Annotated in this window: 12 protein-coding genes; 11 read left to right on the plus strand and 1 reads right to left on the minus strand. The window is 69.8% G+C overall.

The features are described from left to right. Positions 1–70: 70 nt before the first annotated feature. Complete coding sequence (gene bldD, locus ACFT4A_RS40320; protein WP_018570201.1) at positions 71–574, minus strand: transcriptional regulator BldD; 504 nt, start codon at positions 572–574, stop codon at positions 71–73. A gap of 266 nt (positions 575–840) precedes the next feature. On the opposite strand from bldD, the gene pyrR reads away from it, so the two are divergent. The 11 genes from pyrR (at position 841) to rpoZ (ending at position 12,396) form a co-directional block, all read left to right on the plus strand. Next, the gene (pyrR, locus tag ACFT4A_RS40325) at positions 841–1,407 is read left to right on the plus strand and encodes a bifunctional pyr operon transcriptional regulator/uracil phosphoribosyltransferase PyrR (RefSeq protein ID WP_184597184.1); all 567 of its coding nucleotides are present in this window, start codon (positions 841–843) and stop codon (positions 1,405–1,407) included. A gap of 98 nt (positions 1,408–1,505) precedes the next feature. Next, a complete protein-coding gene (locus ACFT4A_RS40330; protein ID WP_382841041.1) occupies positions 1,506–2,483 on the plus strand; it encodes an aspartate carbamoyltransferase catalytic subunit in 978 nt (325 codons plus the stop codon). 5 nt (positions 2,484–2,488) lie between these two features. Then, a complete protein-coding gene (locus ACFT4A_RS40335) occupies positions 2,489–3,775 on the plus strand; it encodes a dihydroorotase (RefSeq protein WP_382841044.1) in 1,287 nt (428 codons plus the stop codon). Further along, the gene (locus tag ACFT4A_RS40340; protein ID WP_382841047.1) at positions 3,772–4,341 is read left to right on the plus strand and encodes a hypothetical protein; all 570 of its coding nucleotides are present in this window, start codon (positions 3,772–3,774) and stop codon (positions 4,339–4,341) included. Before ACFT4A_RS40335 ends, ACFT4A_RS40340 begins: the two co-directional genes overlap by 4 nt. After that, positions 4,338–5,480 (plus strand): glutamine-hydrolyzing carbamoyl-phosphate synthase small subunit, encoded by a 1,143-nt coding sequence (gene carA / locus ACFT4A_RS40345; RefSeq protein WP_382841049.1) that lies wholly within the window; start codon positions 4,338–4,340, stop codon positions 5,478–5,480. Before ACFT4A_RS40340 ends, carA begins: the two co-directional genes overlap by 4 nt. After that, positions 5,473–8,781: a carbamoyl-phosphate synthase large subunit gene (gene carB / locus ACFT4A_RS40350; protein WP_382841053.1), complete on the plus strand. Its 3,309-nt coding sequence runs from the start codon at positions 5,473–5,475 to the stop codon at positions 8,779–8,781. Before carA ends, carB begins: the two co-directional genes overlap by 8 nt. 70 nt (positions 8,782–8,851) lie before the next feature. Next, complete coding sequence (locus ACFT4A_RS40355; protein ID WP_382841055.1) at positions 8,852–9,958, plus strand: quinone-dependent dihydroorotate dehydrogenase; 1,107 nt, start codon at positions 8,852–8,854, stop codon at positions 9,956–9,958. Then, on the plus strand, positions 9,955–10,800 hold the full coding sequence (pyrF, locus tag ACFT4A_RS40360; RefSeq protein ID WP_382841058.1) for an orotidine-5'-phosphate decarboxylase: 846 nt from the start codon (positions 9,955–9,957) through the stop codon (positions 10,798–10,800). The genes ACFT4A_RS40355 and pyrF overlap by 4 nt, the downstream gene beginning before the upstream one ends. A gap of 277 nt (positions 10,801–11,077) precedes the next feature. Beyond that, on the plus strand, positions 11,078–11,401 hold the full coding sequence (locus tag ACFT4A_RS40365; RefSeq protein WP_003977346.1) for an integration host factor: 324 nt from the start codon (positions 11,078–11,080) through the stop codon (positions 11,399–11,401). 58 nt (positions 11,402–11,459) lie between these two features. Next, positions 11,460–12,053 (plus strand): guanylate kinase, encoded by a 594-nt coding sequence (gene gmk / locus ACFT4A_RS40370; RefSeq protein ID WP_382841061.1) that lies wholly within the window; start codon positions 11,460–11,462, stop codon positions 12,051–12,053. Positions 12,054–12,123: 70 nt separating this feature from the next. Beyond that, complete coding sequence (gene rpoZ, locus ACFT4A_RS40375; protein WP_003988945.1) at positions 12,124–12,396, plus strand: DNA-directed RNA polymerase subunit omega; 273 nt, start codon at positions 12,124–12,126, stop codon at positions 12,394–12,396. Positions 12,397–12,417 lie beyond the last annotated feature (21 nt).

The following is a 12,417-nucleotide window of genomic DNA, read 5'->3' on the forward strand; positions in this document are numbered from 1 at the left end:
GAACCGTATGGTTCCGGCCACCCCGGCGGCACGTTTCTGCGCTGGCCCCTGAGGGCTCGGGCTGAGGGGCTCAGGCCTCCTCGTGGGAGGCGACCGCGCGGCGCGCGTCCGCGTCCAGGACACCCCAGCTGATCAGCTGCTCGGTGAGGACCGAGGGCGACTGGTCGTAGATGACGGCGAGTGTGCGCAGGTCGTCCTGGCGGATCGACAGCACCTTGCCGTTGTAGTCACCGCGCTGCGACTGGATCGTGGCCGCGTAGCGCTGCAGGGGGCCCGCCTTCTCGGCCGGCACCGTGGCCAGCCGCTCCAGGTCCAGGACCAGCTTCGGCGGCGGCTCGGCGGCGCCGCCCGGGGTGGTGCCCGGAAGCAGCTCCTGCACGGGGACGCCGTAGAAGTCCGCCAGCTCGGCGAGGCGCTGTACGGTCACGGCGCGGTCGCCGCGCTCGTACGAACCGACCACGACCGCCTTCCAGCGTCCCTGGGACTTCTCCTCGACACCGTGGAGGGAAAGGCCCTGCTGGGTGCGGATCGCCCGGAGCTTGGCCCCGAGCTGTTTGGCGTATTCGCTGGACATATAGCTCCCCGGCACTGTGTCGACGCGGTCAGCTGTGTTGCCGGACCGCGCGGCTGGTAACTCACTGTGAGGTTACGCAGCGTTACTCTGTCGCGTCAAGCCGAATGGTCCGCACCGACTCTTCCGTGGTATCAGCACTCGGTTAGGCCGAACGGGTGATCCGAGGGGGCCGTCGGGATGATCGCGGGGACCTGCTACCGTGTATGGCGCAATCCCGACGTCCTTTAAGGTCCGTCCCGTGAGGCGGAGAAGGAGGTCCGTTTCGTATGGACACGCACGACACGCAGTCCGATGCCCGGCCCGTTCTCGAAGGGCCCGACATCGCGCGGGTGCTGACCCGCATCGCCCATGAGATCGTCGAGCGCGCCAAGGGCGCCGACGACGTGGTGCTCCTCGGCATTCCGACCCGGGGCGTCTTCCTCGCCCGGCGGCTCGCCGACAAGCTCGAGCAGATCACCGAGCGCAAGGTTCCGTGCGGCTCGCTCGACATCACCATGTACCGCGACGACCTGCGCATGCACCCGCCGCGTGCGCTGGCCCGCACCGAGATCCCCGGTGACGGCATCGACGGCAAGCTGGTCGTCCTCGTCGACGACGTGCTCTTCTCCGGCCGCACCATCCGGGCCGCCCTCGACGCGCTGAACGACATCGGGCGCCCGCGCGCGGTGCAGCTCGCCGTCCTCGTCGACCGCGGTCACCGCGAACTGCCCATCCGCGCCGACTACGTCGGCAAGAACCTCCCCACGTCGTTGCGGGAGACGGTCAAGGTCCAGCTCGCCGAGGAGGACGGTCGCGACACCGTGCTGCTCGGTGCCAAGCAGACCTCCCAGTAGCGCTTCAGGCGTACGCCGCTGTCGTACGCCGGCTCAGTGCGCCCTCGGGCGCACCCGTCTGCCCGAATTCTCCTGAACTGCCTTACGGAGCCTGACAGATGCAGCGTCATCTCATCTCGGCCGCCGACCTCACCCGCGACGACGCCGTCCTGATCCTCGACACCGCCGAGGAGATGGCCCGGGTCGCCGACCGGCCGATCAAAAAGCTGCCGACCCTGCGCGGCCGCACGATCGTCAACCTCTTCTTCGAGGACTCCACCCGGACCCGGATCTCCTTCGAGGCCGCCGAGAAGCGGCTGTCCGCGGACGTCATCAACTTCTCCGCCAAGGGCTCCAGCGTCTCCAAGGGCGAGTCCCTGAAGGACACCGCCCAGACCCTGGAGGCCATGGGCGTCGACGCCGTGGTCATCCGGCACGGTGCCTCCGGGGCCCCGTACCGGCTGGCGAACTCCGGCTGGATCGACGCGGTCGTCGTCAACGCGGGCGATGGCACCCACCAGCACCCCACGCAGGCCCTGCTGGACGCCTTCACCATGCGCCGCCGTCTGGTCGGCCCGGACGCCGGGCTCGGCCAGGACCTCGCCGGCCGGCGCATCACCATCGTCGGCGACGTCCTGCACAGCCGGGTCGCCCGCTCCAACGTCGACCTGCTGCACACCCTGGGCGCCGAGGTCACCCTCGTCGCCCCGCCGACCCTGGTGCCCGTCGGCATCGAGACCTGGCCCTGCGAGGTGTCGTACGACCTCGACAGCACCCTGCCCAAGTCCGACGCGGTGATGATGCTGCGCGTCCAGCGCGAGCGGATGAACGCCGCCTTCTTCCCGACCGAGCGCGAGTACTCCCGGCGCTACGGCCTCGACGGCGACCGCATGGCGCGGATGCCCGAGCACGCCGTCGTGATGCACCCCGGCCCGATGGTCCGCGGCATGGAGATCACCGCCGAGGTCGCCGACTCCGACCGCTGCACCGTCGTCGAGCAGGTCGCAAACGGAGTGTCCATCCGGATGGCCGTCCTGTACCTGCTGCTCGGTGGCAACGAACCCGCCGTCACCCAGTCCCGTACCGAGGAGAAGTAAGACCCATGAGCAAGATCCTGATCCGTGGTGCGAAGGTGCTGGGCGGCGAGCCGCAGGACGTGCTGATCGACGGCGGGACCATCGCCGAGGTGGGTGCCGGTCTGAGCGCCGAGGGCGCCGAGGTCGTCGAGGCCGACGGCAAGGTGCTGCTGCCGGGCCTGGTCGATCTGCACACCCATCTGCGCGAGCCCGGCCGTGAGGACTCCGAGACCGTTCTGACCGGCACGCGGGCGGCGGCCAGCGGCGGCTACACCACCGTGTTCGCCATGGCCAACACCTTCCCGGTCGCCGACACCGCCGGTGTCGTCGAGCAGGTCTGGCGGCTCGGCAAGGAGCACGGCTACTGCGACGTCCAGCCGATCGGTGCCGTCACCGTCGGCCTGGAGGGCAGGAAGCTCGCCGAGCTGGGCGCCATGCACGAGTCGGCCGCCGGCGTCACCGTCTTCTCCGACGACGGCAAGTGCGTCCACGACGCCGTGATCATGCGCCGCGCCCTGGAGTACGTGAAGGCCTTCGGCGGTGTCGTCGCCCAGCACGCGCAGGAGCCGCGGCTGACCGAGGGCGCCGAGATGAACGAGGGCATCGTCTCCGCCGAGCTGGGGCTCGGGGGCTGGCCCGCGGTGGCCGAAGAATCGATCATTGCCCGGGATGTCCTGCTCGCCGACCACGTCGGCTCCCGCGTCCACATCTGTCACCTGTCGACCGCCGGCTCCGTCGAGATCGTCCGCTGGGCCAAGTCCCGCGGCATCGACGTCACCGCCGAGGTCACCCCGCACCACCTCCTCCTCACGGATGAGCTGGTGCGCACCTACAACCCGGTCTACAAGGTCAACCCGCCGCTGCGCACCGAGCGCGACGTGCTGGCCCTGCGCGAGGCGCTCGCCGACGGCACGATCGACATCGTCGCCACCGACCACGCCCCGCACCCGCACGAGGACAAGGACTGCGAGTGGGCCGCGGCCGCCATGGGCATGGTCGGCCTGGAGACCGCGTTGTCAGTGGTGCAGGAGACCATGGTCGACACGGGTCTGCTGGACTGGGCCGGCGTCGCCGACCGGATGTCCGTCAAGCCCGCGCAGATCGGACAGGCCACGGGCCACGGACGTCCCGTCTCGGCAGGTGAGCCCGCCAACCTCACCCTGGTCGACACGGCATACCGTGGGCTCGTGGAACCCGCGGGCTTCGCCTCGCGCAGCCGCAACACCCCCTACGAGGGGCGCGAGCTGCCGGGCCGTGTGACGCACACCTGGCTGCGGGGCAAGGCCACGCTCGTCGACGGGAAGCTCACGTGACACCTGTACTCCTGCTGGCCGCCGAGAAGGAATCGGCGCAAGTGACCGACTGGGCCGCTCGTATCGGCTGGGTCGTCGGCCTCGCCCTGTTCGTCGCGCTCGTCTACTGGCTGATGCGCGAGGGCTGGAAGTGGCGCGGCACCCTCCAGGGCGACCTGCCCGAGCTGCCCGTCGCCCCGGACGACCCGGGCCCCGAGAGGCTGGCCCTGAGCGGCCGCTACCACGGCTCCACCACGGCCGGTCAGTGGCTCGACCGCATCGTGGCCCAGGGACTGGGCACCCGCAGCCGCGTCGAGCTCACCCTCACGGACGCCGGCCTCGACGTCGTACGCCCCGGGGCGAGCGACTTCTTCGTCCCGGCCGCACAACTGCGTGAGGCCCGGCTCGACAAGGGCATCGCCGGCAAGGTCCTCACCGAGGGCGGCCTCCTGGTCGTCACTTGGGCGCACGGCGACCGGCTGATCGACTCCGGGTTCCGCTCCGACCACGCGGCCGAGCACAACGAGTGGGTCGAAGCCATCAACACCATGATCGAAACGAACACCAGGGAAGGCGTCGAACGATGACCACCTCCACCAGGGGAGCTGTGAAAACTCCCGCCGTACTCGTCCTGGAGGACGGCCGTATCTTCCGCGGCCGTGCCTACGGGGCCGTGGGGGAGACCTTCGGCGAAGCGGTGTTCTCCACCGGCATGACCGGCTACCAGGAGACCCTCACCGACCCGTCGTACCACCGCCAGGTCGTGGTGATGACCGCCCCGCACGTCGGCAACACCGGCGTCAACGACGAGGACCCCGAGTCGAAGAAGATCTGGGTCTCCGGATACGTCGTGCGCGACCCCGCGCGCGTGCCGTCCAACTGGCGCTCCCGGCGCTCGCTGGACGAGGAGCTGGCGAAGCAGGGCGTCGTCGGCATCTCCGGCATCGACACCCGCGCCCTCACCCGCCATCTGCGCGAGCGCGGCGCCATGCGCGTCGGCATCTTCAGCGGGGAGGCGGTGCGGGAGGACGGCGCGCTGCTGGCCCGCGTCCAGGAAGCCCCCCAGATGAAGGGCGCGAACCTCTCCGCCGAGGTCGCCACCACCGAGCCGTACGTCGTCCCCGCGATCGGCGAGAAGAAGTTCACCGTCGCCGCCGTCGACCTCGGCATCAAGGGCATGACCCCACACCGCATGGCCGAGCGCGGCATAGAGGTGCACGTGCTCCCCGCCACCGCGACCGTCGAGGACGTCTACGCGGTCAACCCGGACGGCGTGTTCTTCTCCAACGGCCCGGGCGACCCGGCCACCGCCGACCACCCCGTCTCCGTGATGCGGGGCGTCCTGGAGCGCGGCACCCCGCTCTTCGGCATCTGCTTCGGCAACCAGATCCTGGGCCGCGCGCTCGGCTTCGGCACCTTCAAGCTGAAGTACGGCCACCGCGGCATCAACCAGCCCGTGCAGGACCGTACGACCGGCAAGGTCGAGGTCACCGCGCACAACCACGGCTTCGCCGTCGACGCACCGCTCGACCAGGTCTCCGAGACCCCGTTCGGCCGCGCCGAGGTGTCGCACGTCTGCCTGAACGACAACGTGGTGGAGGGGCTGCGGCTTCTCGACCGCCCCGCCTTCAGCGTCCAGTACCACCCCGAAGCGGCAGCCGGCCCGCACGACGCCGCCTACCTGTTCGACCGCTTCGTATCCCTGATGGAGGGCCAGCGTGCCTAAGCGCACCGATATCCAGTCCGTCCTGGTCATCGGCTCCGGCCCGATCGTCATCGGCCAGGCCGCCGAGTTCGACTACTCCGGCACCCAGGCGTGCCGCATCCTGCGCGCCGAGGGCCTCCGGGTCATCCTGGTGAACTCCAACCCGGCGACGATCATGACCGACCCGGAGATCGCCGACGCCACGTACGTCGAGCCGATCACCCCCGAGTTCGTCGAGAAGATCATCGCCAAGGAGCGCCCTGACGCCCTGCTGCCCACCCTGGGCGGTCAGACGGCCCTCAACACGGCGATCTCGCTGGACGAGGCCGGCACCCTCGCCAAGTACGGCGTCGAGCTGATCGGCGCCAACGTCGAGGCCATCAACAAGGGCGAGGACCGCGACCTCTTCAAGGAGGTCGTCGAGGCCGTCCGCGGCAAGATCGGGCACGGCGAGTCCGCCCGCTCGGTCATCTGCCACTCCATGGACGACGTCCTCGCGGGCGTCGACACGCTCGGCGGCTACCCGGTCGTGGTCCGCCCCTCCTTCACCATGGGCGGCGCCGGCTCCGGCTTCGCCCACGACGAGGAGGAGCTGCGCCGCATCGCCGGGCAGGGCCTCACCCTCTCGCCGACCACCGAGGTGCTCCTGGAGGAGTCCATCCTCGGCTGGAAGGAGTACGAGCTGGAGCTGATGCGCGACAAGCACGACAATGTCGTGGTCGTCTGCTCCATCGAGAACTTCGACCCCATGGGCGTGCACACCGGCGACTCGATCACGGTCGCCCCGGCGATGACCCTCACCGACCGCGAGTACCAGACCCTGCGCGACATCGGCATCGCCGTCATCCGCGAGGTCGGCGTCGACACCGGCGGCTGCAACATCCAGTTCGCGGTGAACCCCGAGGACGGTCGCGTGATCGTCATCGAGATGAACCCGCGCGTGTCGCGGTCCTCGGCGCTCGCCTCCAAGGCGACCGGCTTCCCGATCGCCAAGATCGCCGCCAAGCTCGCCGTCGGCTACACGCTCGACGAGATCCCGAACGACATCACGCAGGAGACCCCGGCCTCCTTCGAGCCGACGCTCGACTACGTGGTCGTGAAGGCCCCGCGCTTCGCCTTCGAGAAGTTCCCCCAGGCCGACTCCACCCTCACGACCACCATGAAGTCGGTCGGCGAGGCCATGGCCATCGGCCGCAACTTCACCGAGGCCTTCCAGAAGGCCCTGCGCTCGCTGGAGAAGACGGGCAGCCAGTTCACCTTCGTCGGCGAGCCCGGTGACAAGGGCGAGCTGCTCCGCGAGTCCGTCCGGCCCACCGACGGCCGCATCAACACCGTCATGCAGGCCATCCGCGCGGGCGCCACCCCCGAGGAGATCTTCGAATACACGAAGATCGACCCGTGGTTCGTCGACCAGCTTTTCCTGATCAAGGAGATCGCGGACGAGCTGGCCGAGGCGCCCGAGCTGACCGCCGACCTGATCGCCGAGGCCAAGCGGCACGGCTTCTCCGACACGCAGATCGGCGAGATCCGCGGCCTGCGCGAGGACGTCGTCCGCGAGGTCCGGCACGCGCTTGGCATCCGCCCGGTCTACAAGACGGTCGACACCTGCGCCGCCGAGTTCGCCGCGAAGACGCCGTACTTCTACTCCTCCTACGACGAGGAGAGCGAGGTCGCGCCCCGCGAGAAGCCGGCCGTCATCATCCTGGGCTCCGGCCCGAACCGCATCGGCCAGGGCATCGAGTTCGACTACTCCTGCGTCCACGCCTCCTTCGCCCTGAGCGACGCGGGCTACGAGACCGTGATGGTCAACTGCAACCCGGAGACCGTCTCCACGGACTACGACACCTCCGACCGCCTGTACTTCGAGCCGCTGACGCTGGAAGACGTGCTGGAGATCGTCCACGCCGAGCAGCAGGCCGGACCCGTCGCGGGCGTCGTCGTCCAGCTCGGCGGCCAGACCCCGCTGGGCCTGTCGCAGGCGCTCAAGGACAACGGCGTGCCGATCGTCGGCACCTCCCCGGAGGCCATCCACGCCGCCGAGGACCGGGGCGCCTTCGGACGCGTCCTCCAGGAGGCCGGCCTCCCGGCCCCCAAGCACGGCACCGCCACCACCTTCGCCGAGGCCAAGGCCATCGCCGACGAGATCGGCTACCCGGTCCTGGTGCGTCCGTCGTACGTCCTCGGCGGGCGCGGCATGGAGATCGTCTACGACGAGACGCGCCTGGAGGCGTACATCTCCGAGTCGACGGAGATCAGCCCGTCCCGGCCGGTCCTGGTCGACCGGTTCCTCGACGACGCGATCGAGATCGACGTCGACGCGCTCTACGACGGCCAGGAGCTCTACCTCGGCGGCGTCATGGAGCACATCGAGGAGGCCGGCATCCACTCCGGCGACTCGGCGTGCGCCCTGCCCCCGATCACCCTCGGCGGCTTCGACGTCAAGCGCCTGCGCGCCTCCACGGAGGGCATCGCGAAGGGCGTCGGCGTCCGCGGCCTGATCAACATCCAGTTCGCACTCGCGGGCGACATCCTCTATGTCCTGGAGGCCAACCCGCGCGCCTCCCGGACCGTCCCCTTCACCTCGAAGGCGACGGCGGTGCCGCTGGCCAAGGCCGCCGCCCGGATCTCGCTGGGCGCGACCATCGCCGAGCTGCGCGCCGAGGGCCTGCTCCCGGCCACCGGCGACGGCGGTGAGCTCCCGCTCGACGCGCCGATCTCCGTCAAGGAGGCCGTCATGCCGTGGTCGCGCTTCCGCGACATCCACGGCCGCGGCGTCGACACGGTCCTCGGCCCGGAGATGCGCTCCACGGGCGAGGTCATGGGCATCGACTCCGTCTTCGGCACGGCTTACGCCAAGTCGCAGGCGGGCGCCTACGGCCCGCTGCCCACCAAGGGCCGCGCCTTCATCTCGGTCGCCAACCGCGACAAGCGCTCGATGATCTTCCCGGCGCGCGAGCTGGTCGCCCACGGCTTCGAGCTGATGGCCACCTCCGGCACGGCCGAGGTGCTCAAGCGCAACGGCATCAACGCCACCGTCGTGCGCAAGCAGTCCGAGGGCACCGGCCCGAACGGCGAGAAGACCATCGTCCAGCTCATCCACGACGGCGAGGTCGACCTCATCGTCAACACCCCGTACGGCACGGGCGGCCGCCTCGACGGCTACGACATCCGTACGGCGGCCGTGGCACGGTCCGTGCCCTGCCTGACGACGGTCCAGGCGCTCGCGGCGGCGGTCCAGGGCATCGACGCCCTCAACCGCGGCGACGTGAGCGTCCGGTCGCTCCAGGAACACGCGGAACATCTGACCGCGGCCCGCGACTAGCAGCCCCGAGGGGGACACCGGAAACGGTGTCCCCCTCTTCGTGAGGACGCCACGTCTTCGTGAGGACATCATGTACAAGATCTTCTTCAGTCTGTTCTTCAAGCGGCTGGACCCGGAGCAGGCGCACCACCTCGCCTTCCGCTGGATCCGCCTGGCCGCCCGCGTCCCCGTGCTGCGCACCTTCCTCGCGGCCGCCCTCGCGCCCCGCCACAAGGAGCTGCGCACGGAGGCCTTCGGGCTGCGCATGCACGGCCCCTTCGGGCTCGCCGCGGGCTTCGACAAGAACGCCGTGGGCATCGACGGCATGGCGATGCTCGGCTTCGACCACGTCGAGATCGGCACGGTGACCGGCGAGCCGCAGCCCGGCAACCCCAAGCAGCGGCTGTTCCGGCTGGTGAAGGACCGGGCGCTGATCAACCGCATGGGCTTCAACAACGACGGCTCGCTCCGCGTCGCCGCCCGCCTGGCCTCCCGTACGCCGGTCTTCCGGACCGTCGTCGGCGTCAACATCGGCAAGACCAAGGTCGTACCCGAGGAGGAGGCCGTCGCGGACTACGTGAAGTCCGCCGAGCGGCTGGCGCCCTACGCCGACTACCTCGTGGTCAACGTCTCCTCCCCGAACACGCCCGGTCTGCGCAATCTGCAGGCCACGGAGGCGCTGCGCCCCCTGCTGAGCGCCGTCCGCGAGGCCGCCGACGGCGCGGTGTCCGCACGGCGTGTCCCGCTCCTGGTCAAGATCGCGCCGGACCTCGCCGACGAGGACATCGACGCGGTCGCCGACCTCGCCGTGGAACTCGGCCTGGACGGGATCATCGCCACCAACACCACCATCGCGCGCGACGGACTCGGCCTGAAGTCCGACCCCGCCCTGGTCAAGGAGACCGGCGGTCTGTCCGGGGCGCCCCTGAAGGATCGCTCCCTGGAGGTCCTGCGCCGCCTCTACGCGCGCGTGGGCGACCGGATCACCCTGGTGGGCGTGGGCGGCGTCGAGAACGCCGAGGACGCCTGGCAGCGCATCCTGGCCGGTGCCACGCTGGTCCAGGGCTACAGCGCCTTCGTCTACGAGGGGCCCTTCTACGCTCGCGCCCTTCACAAGGGGCTCGCCGCGCGCCTGCGCACCAGCCCGTACGCCACGCTCGCCGACGCGGTGGGCGCCGACGTGAGGAAGACGGCATGACCGGTCTCGAACCCTTCGGCGCGCGTCTGCGCCGGGCCATGGACGAGCGCGGCCCGCTCTGCGTCGGCATCGACCCGCACGCCTCCCTGCTCGCCGAGTGGGGCCTGAACGACGACGTGGCGGGCCTGGAGCGGTTCAGCCGCACGGTCGTCGAGGCGCTGGCCGACCGGGTCGCGGTGCTCAAGCCGCAGAGCGCGTTCTTCGAGCGGTTCGGCTCGCGCGGACTGGCCGTCCTGGAGACGTCGGTGGCCGAGGCACGGGCGGCGGGCGCCCTGGTCGTCATGGACGCCAAGCGCGGCGACATCGGCTCGACCATGGCCGCGTACGCCGAGTCGTTCCTGCACAAGGACGCACCGCTGTTCTCCGACGCGCTGACGGTCTCGCCCTACCTCGGCTACGGCTCGCTGAGCCCGGCCGTCGCCCTGGCCCGGGAGAGCGGCGCCGGGCTGTTCGTGCTGGCGCTCACCTCCAACCCGGAGGGCGGCGAGGTCCAGCACGCCGTACGGTCCGACGGCCGGAACATCGGAGCGACGATGCTCGCGCACCTGTCCGCCGAGAACGCGGGGGAGGAGCCCCTGGGGTCCTTCGGCGCGGTCGTCGGCGCCACCCTCGGTGACCTGTCGTCGTACGACCTGGACATCAACGGCCCGCTCCTCGCGCCCGGCATCGGCGCCCAGGGGGCGACGCCGGCCGATCTTCCGGGGGTCTTCGGGGCGGCGGTGCGCAATGTCGTGCCGAACGTCAGCCGGGGAGTGCTACGCCACGGTCCCGACGCGGTCGCGCTGCGTGACGCCGCGGAACGCTTCGCTCAGGAGATCCGTCACGCTGTGACCTCCTCCTGACCACTTCCTGACCTTCTTGTGAGTCCTCCGATGAGTGGCCGGGGGAGGGCTTGAGTCTGAATACATCCTCAAATCCGGGGCAGTATGTCCTAAATGTCTGTTCAGATGAAGGCTGACCAGGACTTTTCCGCTGTTCTCGCTGACTCTGGCGGACTTGCCCGCTAGTCTCCGACGAGAGTCAACGGGCAAGCGTGTTGCTCGTGGCTCCCCAGGTGTGGGGCGACTAGGTTCCTCACCGGTCCGTATCCGACAGTTCGACATCCGAGGTGACGTAGGCGTGGCTCTTCCGCCCCTTACCCCTGAACAGCGCGCAGCCGCGCTCGAAAAGGCCGCCGCGGCTCGCCGGGAGCGGGCCGAGGTCAAGAATCGACTCAAGCACTCCGGCGCCTCCCTTCACGAGGTCATCAAGCAGGGCCAGGAGAACGACGTCATCGGCAAGATGAAGGTCTCCGCTCTTCTTGAGTCCCTGCCGGGCGTGGGCAAGGTCCGCGCCAAGCAGATCATGGAGCGACTCGGTATCTCCGAGAGCCGTCGTGTGCGCGGCCTCGGGTCCAACCAGATCGCCTCCTTGGAGCGCGAGTTCGGCAGCACCGGTTCCTGAACCGGGCACTCCGGGGAAGCGAGTCCCGGGCACTCCGGGATTGCTGGATAATCGCTGCATGGCTGCAACACCCCGGGGGACGTCCCCCGTACCCCCGGACGTACGTCCGCGGCTGACCGTGCTCTCCGGCCCCTCCGGGGTCGGCAAGAGCACGGTCGTCGCCCATATGCGCAAGGAACATCCCGAGGTCTGGCTCTCCGTGTCGGCGACGACCCGCAAGCCCCGCCCCGGCGAGAAGCACGGAGTCCACTACTTCTTCGTCACCGACGACGAGATGGACAAGCTGATCGCCAACGGCGAACTGCTGGAGTGGGCCGAGTTCGCCGGCAACCGCTACGGCACGCCGCGTGCGGCCGTGCAGGAGCGCCTGGAGGCCGGTGAGCCGGTCCTCCTCGAGATCGATCTGCAGGGTGCCCGTCTGGTCCGGGAGTCGATGCCCGAGGCCCAGCTGGTGTTCCTGGCTCCTCCCTCCTGGGAGGAGCTGGTGCGCCGACTCACCGGGCGGGGTACCGAACCGCCCGAGGTGATCGAGCGCCGGCTCGAGGCGGCGAAGATCGAACTCGCCGCGGAGCCGGAGTTCGACACCACCCTGGTCAACACCTCCGTCGAGGACGTGGCTCGCGAGCTGCTAGCCTTGATGGACGTGGTGTGACCATCGCTGATCGATCCGATCCTCGCTGATCACCCCGACAGACTCTTTCCCACCCATCGGAAGGTAGAGCGTGTCCTCTTCCATCTCCGCGCCCGAGGGCATCATCAACCCGCCGATCGACGAGCTCCTCGAGGCCACCGACTCGAAGTACAGCCTCGTGATCTACGCGGCCAAGCGGGCCCGCCAGATCAACGCGTACTACTCGCAGCTCGGCGAGGGCCTCCTCGAGTACGTCGGTCCCCTCGTGGACACCCACGTCCACGAGAAGCCGCTCTCGATCGCCCTCCGCGAGATCAACGCGGGGCTGCTCACGTCCGAGGCCGTCGAGGGCCCGGCGCAGTAAGTAGTTTTTCCAGCTTGATGC

It is taken from the genome of Streptomyces sp. NPDC057099, from assembly GCF_042671245.1.
Taxonomy (GTDB): domain Bacteria; phylum Actinomycetota; class Actinomycetes; order Streptomycetales; family Streptomycetaceae; genus Streptomyces; species Streptomyces purpurascens.

Coding starts and splice junctions, on each gene's coding strand:
- bldD (WP_018570201.1), bottom strand. CDS start 574: ATGTCCAGCGAATACGCCAAACAGCTCGGGGCCAAGCTCCGGGCGATC.
- pyrR (WP_184597184.1), top strand. CDS start 841: ATGGACACGCACGACACGCAGTCCGATGCCCGGCCCGTTCTCGAAGGG.
- ACFT4A_RS40330 (WP_382841041.1), top strand. CDS start 1,506: ATGCAGCGTCATCTCATCTCGGCCGCCGACCTCACCCGCGACGACGCC.
- ACFT4A_RS40335 (WP_382841044.1), top strand. CDS start 2,489: ATGAGCAAGATCCTGATCCGTGGTGCGAAGGTGCTGGGCGGCGAGCCG.
- carA (WP_382841049.1), top strand. CDS start 4,338: ATGACCACCTCCACCAGGGGAGCTGTGAAAACTCCCGCCGTACTCGTC.
- ACFT4A_RS40355 (WP_382841055.1), top strand. CDS start 8,852: ATGTACAAGATCTTCTTCAGTCTGTTCTTCAAGCGGCTGGACCCGGAG.
- pyrF (WP_382841058.1), top strand. CDS start 9,955: ATGACCGGTCTCGAACCCTTCGGCGCGCGTCTGCGCCGGGCCATGGAC.
- gmk (WP_382841061.1), top strand. CDS start 11,460: ATGGCTGCAACACCCCGGGGGACGTCCCCCGTACCCCCGGACGTACGT.